Genomic DNA, 17,319 nt, shown 5'->3' with positions numbered 1-17,319 from the left:
TTCCATTATGAAAGTAACATTAAGACAACGCAAGAAAAACGACAAAATAAGCCTGTATTTAGATTACTATCATAAAGGTAAACGTAAAACCGAATACTTACGCTTATACCTTACACCAAATCCTAAAACCAAAACGGAAAGAGAGGTAAACAGGAAAACGAAGCAACTTGCAGAAACTATTTGTGCACAACGACAGATTGAAATTCAAAACGGTATTTATGGCTTTCAAGATATTGAAAAGCTAAAAGGCAGTTTTATTACTTATATCACAGCTTTAGCAGAAAAGAAAAATACAAGCTCTGGCAATTATGGTAATTGGAATAGTATGCTAAAACATTTAAAAAAGTTTTGTCCAACTGATGTTAGTTTTCAAGACATAGACAAATCATTTGTTGAGCGTTTCAAAGAGTATTTAGATAAAGATGCAATAAGTAGAGCAGGTAAAAAACTGTCTCAAAATTCAAAATATTCATATTTCGGAAAATTTTCAGCAGCATTAAAACAGGCGGTCAAGGATGGTATTTTAAAAGTAAATCCTGCAAATGGTGTTGAATACTTCAAACAAGGTGAACCTCAACGAGAATTTTTAACGCTTGATGAATTACAAAAGGCAGTTAATACAGAATGTGAACTGCCTATTTTAAAGAATGCTTTTATTTTTTCAGCTTTAACCGGATTACGTTGGTCAGATATTGAAAAATTGATATGGTCAGAAATCCAGCACTCTAAAGAAATGGGATATTATATCAGATTTAGACAAAAGAAAACTAAAGGTGTAGAAACCTTACCAATATCAGACCAAGCAAGAAATCTATTAGGAGAAAAAGGTAATCCAGATGATAAAGTGTTTGATGGCTTACATTATAGTGCCTGGTCTAACTTAAAGCTACAACAATGGATGATGAAAGCAGGTATTACTAAAAATATAACCTTCCATTGCGCGCGCCATACCTACGCTACCTTACAATTAACATTGGGTACAGACATATATACAGTATCAAAATTATTAGGTCATAAAGAATTACGCACTACACAGATATATGCTAAAGTAATTGACGATAAAAAGAAAGAAGCTGCTAACCGTATTCAACTGGATTTATAATGAAAGGAAGTGTATTTTCAAGTTTGGTTTCTATAACCAATGGCTTACATAGAGATAATAGACAAAAAAAGGATTTTAAATACCTACTGTCTGATTTTAAATTGAATCCAAAAGCCAATAATGCAGTTTTTAAAGTAAACTTTAAAAAGCCTTTAAATGCGAAAAAAGAATACTACCAAAAGCTAATCTTTATTGAAACAGAAAATACAGTAGCATCATTTTCAAAAGAATTTCCCGTAAATGCAACTACACCGGAAAATAAATATAGCTATACTATTCTACATAATAAATTTGATAAGTACTTAAATGACATTGCAACTTATATCAATAAGAGAGGAATAACAGCAGATTTAAATAATGATGATAATTATATCATAAACTACTTAAAAGTGTCTGCTATAAGATTGTATGCTGAACTACAAGAGCAATACGGTCAGTTTTCAGAAAACACAACATTTTCTATTTCAGAAATTGCAGAAAAATACTTTAATGATGAAACTTTTGATGTTAATGTGATAGAAAAGAGCACCACTAAAAAAGTTGCTACCAAAAAAACATCAAAAACGAAAGCAAAACCAAAGACTTCTTTCGGATATAAAAGTAATGACACTTCAACTTTGCTAACTGTGCTCAAACTGGTAAATCTAAAAATAGATTTGTTAGATAACCGTACAACTGTAGAACAGTTGCACGAACTCTTATTAGCAAAAGATTTCACAAATACAGAATCGCAAATTTATCTTCAATGCGAGACGACACAGTTTAGTTACCTTGTAACAAAACTTAAACCATTTTTTATTTATTTCAATCCTACGGCAATAGAACGTTCTGGAAAATTTGTTACCAAAACAGGTACGCTATTAAAGGCTAATAATCTTCACAAAAACAAAGTTCATAACCCAAAAGAAAAGGAAGAAATAGATAAAATTATCCAACAACTGCAATAAAAAACAGTAAGAATAGTAAGAAACCTTACTGTTGTCTTACCCTTGTTTTTCACTCTTACTAAAATCGAGAAGCCAATTTTGAACCTTTGTCCTGTTCTTGAAAACCAAGAATGACATTTGGCCAGATGTCCTCATTTATTTAAAACAAAATAAACGATGGACACAAATATCATCGAAAAGTTAGACCGCATTGAAAAACTCTTGTTAGAGCAACAAACAATGCAAAAGCAAGTATTAAACTTTAATGAAACTTGCAAGTATTTAGAATTATCCCAATCGCACTTGTATAAACTTACAAGTACGGGAACCATTCCACATTATAAACCGAATGGTAAAAAGATTTATTTCCAACGAGAAGAGTTAGACCATTGGTTACTACGTAACCGTATGGACTCAAGAGATGAAATCGAACAGCAAGCTGCCGATTACCTAATTAAGAAAGGAGCGGTGAAGTTATGACAGAAATAATCGATTTACTCTTAACGCTCTCGCAAGATGTTAAGGACTTAAAAGCACGTATCGAATTGTTGCGACAATCGAGAGCAGAAGTATTAAAGGATACGTGGATAGACAATCAAGATGTATTGCAGACTTTACATATTAGTAAGCGTACGTTGCAAACTTTAAGAACCAATGGCACTTTGCCTTACAGCAAAGTAAAAGGTAAATTTTACTATAGAGTTGCTGACATAGAGCAATTGCTTCAAGATAACTACTACAACCATAATTTCAAGCAAGATGGAAATAAGTAGAGAAGCAATTTTAGACAAAACACATTATGGCTTAAAGATTTATGCCTATGTGTTAAGACAGTATTATCCTGATACAACAGTCCTTTCCGTAAAAGGAAGGGACTGCGGGATAACTCGTAACCCATTTAATGGTGGAAAAGAAACTTTACGGATTCATATTGATGGAGTGATTGCAACCCATAGAGATACCGAACTAAAAACCTTTAACGGTGATGTATTTGAATTTGCCAAATATCATTTTAAAACTATTGATGAAGCTGATTTATTGCAGAAAATAAATGAAGCAGTACATCTGAATTTAGAAATCAAAGAAAATGACGAGTTAGAATGGTTAAACGAACCAGACGATACCTGGTATGCTTACTGTAGCTTTTTCAAAGCACCTGTTCGTAATGTATTTCCTGCGGAAACATTGCGACTGCATCAAATATTTGCATTAATCACAAGTGATAAATACAAAAGGATTACTGAAGAATTAAGAGCAATTACCAATGTAAAAGAAGCACGTAAATTCAAAGCAAATCGCTTTGATTACGTAACACTTTCAGGAATATTTGAAAAACGAGGCGATAAAAATTTGCTAAAGCATTCTAATTTATTAACCATTGATTTTGACCATTTAGAGAATCTACAAGAGTTAAGAACACAGCTCTTAAATGATGAATATTTTGAAACCGAAATGCTATTCATATCACCATCTGGCGATGGCCTAAAATGGATTATTAGAATAGATATTTCAGAAGTATCGCATTCAGAATATTTCACAGCAGTAGCAAATTACATTAAACACAATTATAACATTGAGGTTGACCAGTCAGGTAAAGACGTTTCCAGAGCGTGTTTTTTACCATATGACCCAACAGCCTTTTTACATAAAAGACATCAAGCATTATGACTAAAATATTTAACCCAAAAGATTGGTTAGAAGTTCCTAAAGAGCCAACAAAACCAAAAAGCAACACAGCAACAACTAATGTTGTTGCTGTTGCTGATAACGACATTGAATCCTACATTTCAGCAATCGAGCAATCAGGTACAGACATAACAGGAAGTTATGCCACTTGGAGAGATTTAGGCTTTGCTTTAGCAGAAGAATACAGAGAAACAGGAAGAGATTATTTCCACCGAATAAGTAAAAATTATGCAGGTTACGATGCTAAAGAGTGTGATGCACAATTCGATAAATGCTTAAACGCAAAAGGACACGGAATTACAATTGCTACCTTTTACCATTACACACATCAGTCAGGTATAAAACCGACTAAACAACAGTATAACAACGAAGTTGCAACAAACGTTGTAACTGTTGTCGATACACCCAACCAAGCAATGCCTACAATACCAGAAACGGTATATGAGAATTTGCCACAGTTTTTACAACAAGTTGTAAACCCTGCTAATGGACAGGAAGAAAAGGACATTTTATTGTTAGGCGCATTAACAGCATTTAGTGCGTGCTTTCCTAAACTCTTCGGAATCTATGACCAACGTAAAGTATTCAGCAACTTATATTTATTTGTAACCGCACCTGCTTCTGCAGGAAAAGGAAGGCTTAACCAAATTAAAAATTTGGTAGAGCCCGTTCACAAATTAAAACGAGAACAAGCCAAAGTATTAAAGCAGCAATTTCAATCAGAAACCGCTACTTACAATATGAACAAAGGCAAAGATGAAAACTTAGAAAAACCGAGTAAACCGCCAGAGCGAATGCTATTCATTCCTGCTAACAATAGTGTAACAGGCGTATATCAATTAATTTCTGATAATAAAGGCAGAGGATTAATTTTTGAAACCGAAGGCGATACGTTAGCACAAGCCTTTAAAAGCGATTATGGTAATTATTCCGATGGTTTTCGGAAAGCCTTTCATCACGAAACTATAAGCTATTATCGCAGAACGGATAGAGAATACGTAGATATTGAAAAACCCTGTTTATCAACAGTATTATCAGGTACACCTAAACAAGTGGCGACTCTAATACCCAATGCAGAAAATGGCTTATTTAGTCGCTTTATGTTTTACTATATGAATATAAAACCAACTTGGAAAAACGTGTTTCAAAATAGCAATAAAGTAGGTTTAGATGATTACTATAACCAATTAGGTAGTGAGTTTTTAGAACTGTACAAAACGCTAAAAAACAATCCAGAGATTGAAATACGATTAACCACAACTCAACAACAGCAATTCAATACCTTTTTTGAATCCTTACAGACCAAATACATCAACCTACAACCCGAAGAGTATATTGCAACAATAAGGAGATTAGGCTTAATTGCATTTAGGGTAATGATGCTATTCACAGCATTCCGCATTATGGAAGATGGTGATGTAAATGGAACTAAAGAATGTGAGGATATAGATTTTGAGAACGCTATAACCATAATTTCAATTTTAGTGAAGCACAGTAGTAAAGTATTTAATGATTTACCAATAGAGCAGAAAGCAACAAAACGTTCAAATAGAAAAGAACGCTTTTTAGAAAGTTTACCAAAACAATTTATCAGACAAGTGTATTTAGATTTAGCCACAAAACAGAACATCCCACATAAAACCGCAGAAGGATATATTACCAAATTTGTAGAAGCAGGATTAATACACAGAGAAGCACACAATAACTACTCAAATCCTGCAAAGCCGTAGTTAAGGATTTTAAGGATTTAGGGATATGATTAAATGACTTCCTCAAATCCTTAATATCCTCATTATCTGTTAATAACTACTAATATCTTTTTCTTTTCCTTTAGTTTCCTTTACTTAAATTAGACAAAATTTGACAAGTCTAAATAATTCTATTATGGAGTTTGGAGAGTACATACGCTCATTGCGTGAAAACCGCAATTTGCTATTAAGAGAAATGGCTGCAAACCTAAATATGGACGTTGCCTATTTAAGCAAAATAGAACGAGGAAATCGGATGGCAAGACGCGAACAAGTAGTTGCATTCGCTAAAGCATTAAAACAAGACGAAAACGAATTAATTAAGCTATGGATGTCCGAACAAATTGTACTAATGCTCAAAAATGAAAAAGAGAGTACGGAAATCCTCAAAATAGCTGAAGAAAAAATTAGTAAGATTGTTAAAAAGGGTAAGGATTTAAAGTAATTTATGTTTAAAGAGAATAAATATTATGGCGAGGTATGGTTTAAATCTGCAGAGGATAATAAGTGCTTTTGTGTATTAGAGTTAATTAATGATGAAGTGCACATAACGACCAATTTGTCAGAAAGATTACCTGCCTATCAAATAGAGTTAATTTATGGGGTTTTTACAGGTTTAGGCTATTTAACTTTTGTAAACTGCAAGATTAAAAACAGTAGCAATGGAATAGTAGAGACTAAAACTTATAAGCCTAAATATACGTTTGCTTGTGCATATCATTTAATTGAACCTATAGGTTTGAAAATTAATGAATTTCAAATTGACAATTTAGCAATAGTGAGTTGGGTTAGAAAAATGCATTGGTATAATTCTTTAGAAGACAAACTTGAAAAAGAGGATGACGTAGTCCACAATACGAATATTACTAAAGACTTATCTATTAAAATCACAAAATCAACATCATATACTTCTAACCACGACTTTTTTAGAATGGACAATGTTGGATATGTCGATTTTATATCAGAAAAAAAATTGAGTATTCTTGAGAGTATAGATTTATATAATTCATTTCAAAAATTATTTCATTTTTTATACGGTAAGTCTGTACAATTTAAATCTTTTAATTTTAAATGTTTAAGCTGTGGTAATTGGGCTTCGTTATATTACAAGGATGATTTCAACAAAGAAAACATATCTGGTTTTATAGCGCTTGACTATGATACTATTAAAGATGATTTGTCCAATATAATTAAGCATTGGTATAACAATGAAGGCATAAGTTATTGTGCTGATATTATTATCGAAAATTTACTCTCGGTTAAAACGAGTCATAGTAGGCGATTTACAAATTCCTATACAGCTTTCGAGGCTTATAGTTTGAAATTTGGTAATAAGATTAAGAACTCATCTTTTGCCAAAGATTTATTAGAACAAAAGCAATTATTAGTCGATATAACTAATATTCCAGAAGATGATATTAAAACATATGTATCAAAGATTGTTCGTCATCGAGATTATTTAATACATCGCACTAAAACAAAAAACAATATTTTTTCACAGTTTGAACTATTGTATATATCCTTTTTATTAGATTATTTGGTTGGTTTAGGCTTGGTGAAACAAATGGAAGTTTCTGATAAAATTATTGAAAAAATAATAGAGCGTGCTAAATCTACATACCAAGATATGCAGTCTGTAAATAGACTACTAAACAAAGATTTATTAGTTGATAACAATAATAAAGTTCAACCTTCTATGTAAAATTACAATATAATTTCATTTATGCAAGAACACCTCAAAACCAACATACTTAATTTTAAATGGCCTAATAGTGCGCCTACAATATTTTTATCATTAGAGGATATTGAAGGCAGTCATCCCATTCATAAATCTAAATTTTCAAGACAGATTAAAGAGGTGTTTCCAGACACAGACCTATCTAATACAGACCAAATATTTACAACATTTACAACAGAAACACCTAATGCACCAAGCATTAAGCTGAATTTAGTAAATGGTAGAGAATTGAGAATATATAAACAATACCTTAAACACCAATTAAGAAGCTATTTTCAATCAAAAGACTATATAGTAGTAAAAAACTTTGTTGGTGATGTACAAGTGTGGATGCCTTCTCTTAAAGGCAATACAGAACATTATAATTTGTATTACAAATTCTCATTTAAGGTACAATTTGCAAAACTCACAGACTTACCAGAGCTTATTGTATCGTATGATGGCACATCAAAAGTCCTTACAACATCTGTTAAGGATATAGAGGAAACAGAGAATATTAAGCGTTGTGTATATGGACAAAAGACTTTTAATTACCAAATGAAACTCGATACAGAGGAGAAAGAAGAATTTTATAATGCAATTGAGTTTGACCAAGCATTCCCAATATTTAGTTTACCATTAGCACGAGCATTAAATATACCTATTGAAGAACCTGTAAGACCAATTAATAAATACCAAAAATATGTAGCACTTATCAATAATTTTGCAACCAACTATCTGTTTACAGAAGATTTTAAAGCCATATTTCCATTTAAGAATGATGCTTTTATAGATGTGCCTCTCAATCGTATCAACCATATCGACCCACAAGTAGGTTTATTAGAATTTGGTAAAGACCAATATGGTAATAAAAAAACACATTTAGTGCCTAAATTGGCAATGAATAACCTCAACCCTTACAAAAGACCCAACAACCAAAACATTAAGTTTTTCTTTGTATACCATACCTCACATAAAGAAGCAATTAAAACCTTTTACAATAACCTCAAAACTGGTGTTACTGCGGATAAAAAGTATTTTAAAGGGATTGAGGCTTATGTAAATATTAAGGCTTCAACTTCTAAAGAACATTTTATTGAATTTACTAACGAAAACAACCCAATACCAGAAATAGTTGAAAAGTTAGAGAGTTTAACCTTCGACCACGATAATGTGCTTTACGCAGCTTTTTATTTAAGTCCTTTCGATAAGTTCACACAAAATCCCGAAGACCGCGAAATCTATATTCAAATCAAAGAACTGTTTTTAAATGAAGGCATTGTTACACAAGTGGTAGATTATGAAAAAATGGTGGTCAATATCGAGAATCAATACAACTTCCAATTTTCATTGCAAAATATGGCGTTAGCTATTCACGCCAAATTAGGTGGCGCACCTTGGAAACTTGCAGTAACCGATAAAAAAGAATTAGTAATAGGTGTTGGTGCATTTACCAATCAAGGCGAAAACAGACGTTATATAGCAAGTGCTTTTAGCTTTCAAAACAATGGCTTATTTAGAAAGTTCGAATATTTTGACCAAAGCGAAACAGACCTATTGGCAGGAAGTATATGTAAAGCCATTAGAGATTTTACATCGGTTGCAGAAGCAGATAAAGTAGTCATTCACTTCTATAAGGAAATGAGTTACGAGGAACTAAAACCAATTATTAGAGGGATGCATACATTAGGGTTAAAAATTCCGCTCTACATTCTAAATATCAATAAAACAGAAGCAGAAGATATTATTGCTTACGACCTTAATTGGAACAAAAAGTTAATGCCTGTAAGTGGTACATACATACGTATTAGCGAAAATCATTTTTTGTTGTTTAATAATGCACGTTACCCTAATTCACAGCGGTATGCAGATACAGATGGTTATCCGTTCCCAATAAAAATTAAGGTAAGCAGTCCAGATGAAGATGCTTTTGAAGATGCAGATGTAGTGTTAGAATTATTAACACAAGTGTATCAGTTTAGCAGATTATATTGGAAATCGCTTCGACAACAAAATGTACCAATCACAATAAAATATCCAGAAATGGTAGCACAAATAGCACCACATTTTAATAATGGCGTTCCAGACGATGCTAAAGATGCTCTATGGTTTTTGTAATTTACCAATCAATTTATTTGCAACACCATTGCATTCAATAATTTGTATATTTGTATAAATTATATGAAAATATTTGTTTCCATATCAATGTCTATTTTATTCTTTTTTCAAGGGATAAGCATAGATATGGACTTTTGTGGTCCAATTAAAGAAATTTCAAATGTAATTACCCATTATCAAGACCATAAAGTTTATGGAGACTCTTTCTTTGAATATGTAGTTGAAGATTACATTGAGAGCGATGCTAAAAATGAAGAGCATCATCATAACCCAGATAAGGAGAATACACCAGTCCATTCCCATAATCAATGTTGTCACCCTTTGGTATTAATTATTGCGAACAATAATTTGGCTTTAACCAATCTATTAAAGTTTGAAGAGAAAAAACAATATAATTTACATAAAGTAAACTTCACTTCCAGATATTTGGAATCACTTTTCCAGCCACCTAAAGTATAATTCAGTTTTTTAATGGATAGCTATATCCAATTTTGAGCCTAAAGGGTTCATTTCATTTTGTGTAATTCTATTTTCTTATATCAGAATTGTATCGAATAGTTTAACTGAATTAATACATTTTCTATGATTAATAAAATCATTGATTTTTCAATCAATAACAAATTCATTATTGGTTTGCTTACGCTTACCATAATCGGAACAGGTATTTGGAGTATGACCAAAGTGCCAATAGATGCTGTTCCAGATATTACCAATAACCAAGTACAGGTTATTACACAATCCCCCAATTTAGGTACTGAAGATATTGAGCAAATTGTTACTTATCCAATTGAAGTGGCAATGAGCAATCTTCCTGATGTTCAGGAAATAAGGTCAATTTCTCGTTTTGGCTTATCTGTGGTTACTATTGTATTTGATGATGATATGGGAACATATCTACCTCGCCAATTAGTAGCCGAAAAACTAAACAAAGTCAAAGAGCAAATACCTGCTGGATTTGGCGAACCTACAATGGGTCCTATTTCAACAGGTTTAGGAGAGATTTACCAATACACACTAAAAGTTGCACCAGAGTTTAAAGACAAATACAACATTGCAGATTTACGCTCAATGCAAGACTGGATTGTACAGCGTCAAATGGCAATGGTTCCTGGTGTGGTAGAAGTAAACGCTATTGGTGGAAAAATAAAACAATACGAAGTAGCGGTTGACCCAAACGATTTAAATGCTATTGGCCTTACCATTACAGATGTGTTTAATGCACTTGAAGCCAATAATCAAAATACAGGAGGTGCATATATTGAAAAGAACCATCAAGCCAATTTTATTCGTGGTGAAGGCTTGGTGAGAAGTTTAGAGGACATTAAAAAAATCACTGTCAAGAATATTAATAATATACCTGTCACTATTGGCGATATTGCTACGGTACAATTTGGCTCTGCAATTCGTTACGGTGCATTAACCCAAGATGGTGAAGGAGAAGTTGTAGGTGGATTGGTAATGATGCTAAAAGGAGCTAATTCCAATGATGTTATTGCCAATGTAAAAGAGCGAATGACTCAAATTGAAAAGTCGTTACCAGAAGGCGTAATTATTGAACCATTATTAGACCGAAGTAAATTAATTGGCGAAACAACTTCTACAGTAACAACTAATCTTATTGAAGGTGCATTAATCGTCATTTTTGTGTTGGTCTTTTTGTTAGGTAATTGGCGAGGAGGTTTAATAGTTGCCTCTACTATTCCATTATCCTTATTATTTGCTTTTATTTTAATGAATGTTTTTGATGTTTGGGTAAACCTAATGAGTTTAGGAGCAATTGATTTCGGAATCATTGTAGATGGTGCTGTAATTATTGTTGAAAGCACTGTTTTTCTTATAGCATCACAAGTTTTGAAAAAGAAACAACTTACATCTAAAGAAAGAGATAAAGTTGCTTCTAATGCTTCAAAAAAGATGATGAATGCTGCCTTCTTCGGTCAGTTGATTATCCTTATCGTTTTTCTACCCATTTTAGCCTTACAAGGTATTGAAGGAAAGATGTTTAAACCAATGGCTTTGACCTTTATTTTTGCTATGATTGGTGCAATGGTACTTTGTTTAACCTATGTGCCAATGATGTCAGCTTTAATATTAAGAGCACCTAAAAACGATAAAAAATCTTATGGAGATAGATTTGTGCATTGGGTTGAAGATAAATACCAACCTTTATTGGTTAGAGCCTTGCGAAAAGGGAAATGGGTAATTGGTATTGCAGTTGTGTTGTTCGGAATAACCGTTTTTATGTTTTCAAGAATGGGTGGCGAGTTCATTCCGCAACTCGATGAAGGTGATATTGCATTTCACGCTATTTTAAAACCAGGTAGTTCACTTACAGAAACTATTGAAACTACTACCAAAATAGAACAAATAGTAAAAGCAAAATTTCCAGAAGTTGATAAAATTGTGAGTCGTATTGGTGTTGCCGAAATTCCAACCGACCCGATGCCTATGGATATTGCCGATGTTTTTGTAATTCTGAAACCTAAAAGTGAATGGACTACTATAGAATCAAAAGATGAATTGATTGAAGCAATGAAAGAAGCAGTTGAAATGGTTCCTGGTGTTAATTATGAGTTTACACAACCTATTGAAATGCGTTTTAACGAGTTATTAGAAGGTGTTCGTGAAGATATTGCTATAAAACTTTATGGTGAAGACATTGATATTCTATCTCAAAAAGCCGAAGAAATATCTAAAATTATCGCAGGTACTGAAGGTATTGGTGATATGAAAGCGGAAGCCACAACAGGTTTGCCACAAATGACAATCAATTACAACAGGAATAAATTGGCGCAATATGGTCTTCAAATAAATACGCTTAATCAAACCGTACAATCTGCATTTGCAGGTGGTACAGCAGGTGTAATTTTTGAAGGTGAAAAACGCTTCGATTTAGTAGTACGATTAAGCGATCAAAACCGTAAGGATATTTCAGATGTTCAAAACCTGTATATCAATTTACCTTCGGGTGCTCAAATTCCTTTACGTGAAATTGCAGATGTAAGCTATAAAGCAGGACCAATGCAAATCAGTAGAGATAACACCAATAGAAGAACCTATGTAGGTGTTAATGTTAGAGGACGTGATGTAAAATCGTTAGTAACTGAAATTAAATCAAAATTAGATGCACAATTAGAATTACCATCAGGTTATTTTATTCGTTATGGTGGTGCATTTGAAAATTTAGAACGTGCCAGCAACCGATTACAAACCGTTGTGCCTATTGCATTGTTACTCATATTTATACTAATATATTTTGCATTAAAATCTTTACCACAGACCTTAATGATTTACATAGCTATTCCAATGGCAACTATTGGTGGTGTTGTGGCGTTGTGGTTACGTGATATGCCATTTAGTATTTCGGCAGGTGTTGGTTTTATTGTGCTGTTTGGTGTTGCAGTTTTAAATGGTTTGGTAATGATAAGCGGACTCAACGAATTAAAAGAAGAAGGTGTAACCAATCTAAAGGATAGAATAGTTGAAGGTACTAAACGAAGAATCAGACCTATTATGCTAACTGCTTTTACAGATGTATTAGGCTTTCTACCAATGGCTATTTCATCATCAGCTGGTGCAGAAGTACAACGTCCATTGGCAACGGTTGTTATTGGTGGATTATTAACTTCAACTTTGCTTACCTTATTTGTTTTACCAATTTTATATCATTGGGTAGAAAACAAATCTTTTACGTTTAAGCCAAATAAAAAGTTAGTAACAGCAACAGCAGTTGTATTATTACTATTTGGCTTTTCACCACAAAGTAATGCACAAGAGTTGAATGATACAATTCCCGAAATTTCATTACAGGAAGCTGTTAAACTCGCAAAAAGTAATTATCCATTATTGAAGCAAAAGCAGTTGGAAATTACAAAACAAGAACAATTAAAATCGACTGCCTATGATTTCGGAACGACTCAAATTTTTACAGGTGGAGAAGAAATTGATAATGGAAATGGCATCTATACAACCATTGGTATTGGTCAATCAAATATCGATGTATTTGGCATTGGTTCTAAAAAGAAGCTACAAGAACAACGCATTCAATTGGCACAAAAAGCCTTTCAACTTTCCGAGTTGGAATTAGAATTGGAAGTTAAAAAAGCTTGGTCTAATTGCTATCAAATGAAACAAAACTATGATTTGTATAAGGAATTGGATTCCATTTATTCCAAATTCGAGCAAGCAGTAGCTTTAAATTATGAAGTCGAAGCTATTTCTAAATTAGAATATTCGGCAGCAAAAAATCAAGCGTTTCAAATTCAGAATAAAAAAGCGCAAGCCTATAGTAATTATCTTATTGCCTTACAGCAATTCAATTTGTGGTTGGTATCAGAAGAAATTTTTACAGTTTCAGATGAATTTGAGGTAGCGATAGATAGTGATATGGAAACATTCAGTATTGAAAGTCATCCATTGTACAGTATGTCGCAGAACATTGTAGATGAAGCGGAAGCTAAATATAAAGCTGCAAAAGCAGATAATTTGCCAAAGTTCAATCTTCAAGGTGGTTTACAAAAAGTAAATGGCAATTCAGGATTTTACACCTATCAAGCAGGAATTTCAGTTCCGTTTTTATCAGGTTCTAGCAAAGCACAAGTTAGAAGTGCCAGAATTGATAAAGAAATAGCGGAAACCAATGTAGCGTTCAAAAAACAGGAAGTACAATCAAGGTTTGTTCAGGCTAAAGAAAATTATATGAAATGGAAAACATCTTGGGAGTTTTACAAAGACCAAGTTTTACCATTAACAAAAGAGCAAAAAACAGGTGCATTACTGGCATATAGAGAAGGCGAAATTGATTATACTGCATTTACGCAGTTGATAAAAGAAGCAATTCAATCGGAACTGGAAGCACAGACTGCATTAGTAAACTATTTAGAAAGCACATTTCAATTACAATATTTTAATAAATAAGACAATGAAAAACAAAATATATAAAATCCTTACCGTAATGGTGTTAGCCATATTTGTTTCAGCTTGCGGAAATAAAGAAAATCATAACGAGAATGATGGTCATTCCCACGATGAGGAAGAAAAAACAGAAGTTAACGAAGAGCATCACGATGAAGACGAAGTAATGCTTTCACAACAGCAATTCGATGCATTGAAAATGAAAATAGATACGTTAGCATTACGTAATATGAGCGGCTATGTAGAAGCAAACGGAACGTTAGAAGTACCACCACAAAACGAAGCAGCTATTACTACTGTTGTTGGTGCAAATGTCGTTTCAATTGAAGTGATTGAAGGTGATAAGGTTAATAAAGGTCAAGTTGTGGCTTATCTATCGCACCCAAATATCATACAAGCGCAAACGGATTATTTAAACGCTTATAGCAATAGCGAGCTTGCAAAGAAAAATTATGAACGTCAACAAAAATTATACGATGCTGGTGTTGGTTCTGGTGCTAATTTCCAGAAAGCAGAAGCAGAATATCAAGCATCAAAAGCAATGGTTAATGGTTTAGAAGCGCAATTAAGAATACTCAACGTTAACACTACATCAGTTCGCAATGGAACAATTGCACAGCGCATAGCATTGCGAAGTCCAATAGAAGGCTTTGTGCAAAAAGTTGAAGTAAAAACAGGTCAATATGTAGAGCCACAAACCGAATTATTTGAAATTGTAAATACGCATCACGTTCACGCCGATTTAATGGTTTTTGAAAAAGATGTTTATAAAGTACAGAAAGGTCAGAAAGTTAACTTTACGGTACAATCCATACCAGATGCAGAGCTTATCGCAGAAATCTATTCCGTAAGCAAAACCTTTGAGGACAACCCAAAAGCAGTCCACGTTCACGCAGAAATAGAAAACAAAAAAGGTAACTTAATTCCTGGTATGTATATTCAAGGTAAAATTCAAGTAGATAATACCCAAACAAAAGCTTTACCAGAAAGTGCAATTATAAAAGAAGGCGAAAGATATTATGTGTTTTCAGTAGAAAAAGAAAATGACGATTGGAGCTTTAAACCTATCGAAGTTGTGTTAGGCACTAAAGATGGTGATTGGGTATCGGTTCAATTTACTGAAAACATAGAAAGTAATACAAAATTTGCTTATAACAATGCTTATTATCTTAACGCAGAAATGAAAAAAGGAGAAGCAGAACACGCACATTAATTATGGAAACAATAGAACAAGTATTAGAGTCAAAAAATATTCGTGTTACAGCAATGCGTTTGCTTATATATAAGTTTCTTGCAGAAAAAGAGGTCGCTGTTACTTTAAGTGATATTGAAAATGCTTTCTCAAAAGCAGACAGAACCACTTTATACAGAACTATTAAAACCTTTGAAGAAAAGGCTATTGTGCATCAAATAGACGATGGTACAGGGATTACAAAATATGCATTATGTGAAAAGGGATGTAATTGTGAAATTGAAACCGATTTGCACTTACATTTCCATTGTAATAATTGCAATGAAACCATTTGCTTAACAGAACATAAAATACCTCAAATAAAAGTGCCAGATGGTTTTGTGTCAGAGAATGTAAATTTGGTGGTAAAAGGTATTTGCGACAAGTGTAGTGTCTAATTATTGCACTTCCATTGCACTTACTATTAAAGTACATTTATCCAAAATTAGAGGATATGAAGTTTAATACTAAAATACCTAAACATCTAAAACAGGCGTATAACCAAGAATTAAAACAATACAGTTTCTGTTTAGAAAATAAGCAGTTTGGTAATGCTTGGTATCATTTAGAACGTAGTCATATAATAGGACAATCTTATCCTATAGAACATACCTATTCACATTGGCTTATGCTAAAGTTTGGATTTAGACAAAAAGATACGAAAGAAGTAATAGGTCAAATAATTAGGTTGCTTGTGGGTGGCTGGAAATCATTTATAAATCACGTTCCACTTGGTAATACTGGTGGAGCAAACGTGCCACCATTAAAACGAATGCCTATTCCCAATGACATTGAAAAATTATTAGATATTAAATGAAAAAAAAGAAAGTCAATTTAAGAGATTTAAAACCAAATTCAGAAGTGCAACACACGCATAATGATGGTCATAATCACGGTAATGGAAGTGCATTCAAAACCTACGTGCCTGCAATAATAAGTTTTACAATGCTTATCATTGGTATAGGTTTAGATTATTTTGATGTTTCATTCTTTAAGGATTGGATTCGTATTGCTTGGTATGGTATTGCATATCTTCCTGTAGGGTTTCCTGTTGTAAAAGAGGGTTGGATTAGTATTAAAAAAGGTGATGTTTTTACAGAGTTCTTTTTAATGTCTATAGCAACCATTGGTGCATTTGTTATTGGTGAATATCCCGAAGGTGTTGCAGTAATGCTATTTTATGCAGTAGGCGAATTATTTCAAAGTGCTGCTGTAAATCGTGCAAAAGGAAATATAAAAGCATTATTAGATGTTAGACCTAAAGAAGCCAATGTATTTCGTGAGGGAGATTATAAAAGTGTTTCGCCTGAAGTTGTCAATATTGGAGAGAAAATTCAAATTCGTGTAGGTGAAAAAATTCCATTGGATGGCATTTTATTATCCGAAAAAGCATCTTTAAATACAGCTGCGTTAACAGGAGAAAGCAAACCAGATTCCATTCAAAAAGAAGCAAAGGTTTACGCGGGTAGTATTAATTTGGAAAGCGTTATTGAAGTTGAGGTAACCAATAAGTTTGAAGACAGTTCTATTGCGAGAATATTAGACTTGGTTCAAAATGCAACAGCACGTAAATCTAAAACAGAATTATTCATCAGACAGTTTGCTCGTATCTACACACCAATTGTAGTGTTTTTAGCTATTGGTGTTACTTTTATACCTTACTTTTTTGTAGATGATTATGTGTTTAGAGATTGGTTATACAGAGCATTAATTTTCTTGGTAATATCTTGTCCTTGTGCGTTAGTGATTTCAATTCCATTAGGATATTTCGGTGGATTGGGAGCAGCTTCAAAAAATGGAATCTTATTTAAAGGTGCTTCATTTTTAGATGCAATGACCAAGATAAATACTTTGGTAATGGACAAAACAGGAACCGT

The 17,319-nt window shown here is 33.0% G+C and carries 15 protein-coding genes; all 15 read left to right on the top strand.

The window, feature by feature from the left end; all coding sequences use genetic code 11:
• Nucleotides 1–7: 7 nt before the first annotated feature.
• Nucleotides 8–1,102, top strand: a complete 1,095-nt coding sequence (locus ACEQT4_RS11980) for a phage integrase SAM-like domain-containing protein (RefSeq protein ID WP_370227957.1) — start codon at nucleotides 8–10, stop codon at nucleotides 1,100–1,102.
• Nucleotides 1,102–2,049, top strand: coding sequence for a DUF6617 family protein (locus ACEQT4_RS11975; protein WP_370227955.1), 948 nt, complete (start codon nucleotides 1,102–1,104; stop codon nucleotides 2,047–2,049). Before ACEQT4_RS11980 ends, ACEQT4_RS11975 begins: the two co-directional genes overlap by 1 nt.
• 156 nt (nucleotides 2,050–2,205) lie before the next feature.
• Nucleotides 2,206–2,508: a helix-turn-helix domain-containing protein gene (locus ACEQT4_RS11970; protein WP_027879783.1), complete on the top strand. Its 303-nt coding sequence runs from the start codon at nucleotides 2,206–2,208 to the stop codon at nucleotides 2,506–2,508.
• On the top strand, nucleotides 2,505–2,801 hold the full coding sequence (locus tag ACEQT4_RS11965; protein WP_133355496.1) for a helix-turn-helix domain-containing protein: 297 nt from the start codon (nucleotides 2,505–2,507) through the stop codon (nucleotides 2,799–2,801). The genes ACEQT4_RS11970 and ACEQT4_RS11965 overlap by 4 nt, the downstream gene beginning before the upstream one ends.
• 166 nt (nucleotides 2,802–2,967) lie before the next feature.
• A complete protein-coding gene (locus ACEQT4_RS11960; protein ID WP_370227953.1) occupies nucleotides 2,968–3,696 on the top strand; it encodes a BT4734/BF3469 family protein in 729 nt (242 codons plus the stop codon).
• Nucleotides 3,693–5,444: a DUF3987 domain-containing protein gene (locus tag ACEQT4_RS11955; protein WP_013622773.1), complete on the top strand. Its 1,752-nt coding sequence runs from the start codon at nucleotides 3,693–3,695 to the stop codon at nucleotides 5,442–5,444. The genes ACEQT4_RS11960 and ACEQT4_RS11955 overlap by 4 nt, the downstream gene beginning before the upstream one ends.
• Before the next feature lie 154 nt (nucleotides 5,445–5,598).
• Nucleotides 5,599–5,907, top strand: coding sequence for a helix-turn-helix domain-containing protein (locus ACEQT4_RS11950; RefSeq protein ID WP_013622774.1), 309 nt, complete (start codon nucleotides 5,599–5,601; stop codon nucleotides 5,905–5,907).
• Nucleotides 5,908–5,910: 3 nt separating this feature from the next.
• Nucleotides 5,911–7,164, top strand: coding sequence for a hypothetical protein (locus ACEQT4_RS11945; protein ID WP_138434438.1), 1,254 nt, complete (start codon nucleotides 5,911–5,913; stop codon nucleotides 7,162–7,164).
• Nucleotides 7,165–7,185: 21 nt separating this feature from the next.
• Nucleotides 7,186–9,297: a Piwi domain-containing protein gene (locus ACEQT4_RS11940; protein WP_138434439.1), complete on the top strand. Its 2,112-nt coding sequence runs from the start codon at nucleotides 7,186–7,188 to the stop codon at nucleotides 9,295–9,297.
• A 63-nt stretch (nucleotides 9,298–9,360) separates the two neighbouring features.
• The gene (locus ACEQT4_RS11935; RefSeq protein WP_229720477.1) at nucleotides 9,361–9,756 is read left to right on the top strand and encodes a hypothetical protein; all 396 of its coding nucleotides are present in this window, start codon (nucleotides 9,361–9,363) and stop codon (nucleotides 9,754–9,756) included.
• A gap of 123 nt (nucleotides 9,757–9,879) precedes the next feature.
• Complete coding sequence (locus ACEQT4_RS11930) at nucleotides 9,880–14,214, top strand: CusA/CzcA family heavy metal efflux RND transporter (protein WP_138434440.1); 4,335 nt, start codon at nucleotides 9,880–9,882, stop codon at nucleotides 14,212–14,214.
• Nucleotides 14,215–14,218: 4 nt separating this feature from the next.
• Nucleotides 14,219–15,424, top strand: coding sequence for an efflux RND transporter periplasmic adaptor subunit (locus tag ACEQT4_RS11925; protein WP_013622779.1), 1,206 nt, complete (start codon nucleotides 14,219–14,221; stop codon nucleotides 15,422–15,424).
• Between the two features lie 2 nt (nucleotides 15,425–15,426).
• Nucleotides 15,427–15,840: a Fur family transcriptional regulator gene (locus ACEQT4_RS11920; RefSeq protein ID WP_013622780.1), complete on the top strand. Its 414-nt coding sequence runs from the start codon at nucleotides 15,427–15,429 to the stop codon at nucleotides 15,838–15,840.
• A 56-nt stretch (nucleotides 15,841–15,896) separates the two neighbouring features.
• Nucleotides 15,897–16,259, top strand: a complete 363-nt coding sequence (locus tag ACEQT4_RS11915) for a DUF3703 domain-containing protein (RefSeq protein WP_013622781.1) — start codon at nucleotides 15,897–15,899, stop codon at nucleotides 16,257–16,259.
• The coding region (locus ACEQT4_RS11910; protein WP_370227948.1) for an HAD-IC family P-type ATPase at nucleotides 16,256–17,319 on the top strand (1,064 nt) is incomplete at its 3' end. The genes ACEQT4_RS11915 and ACEQT4_RS11910, both read left to right, overlap by 4 nt.

Source organism: Mesoflavibacter sp. (assembly GCF_964226795.1).
Taxonomy (GTDB): domain Bacteria; phylum Bacteroidota; class Bacteroidia; order Flavobacteriales; family Flavobacteriaceae; genus Mesoflavibacter; species Mesoflavibacter zeaxanthinifaciens.
This window is presented reverse-complemented; position numbering and strand designations above follow the sequence as displayed.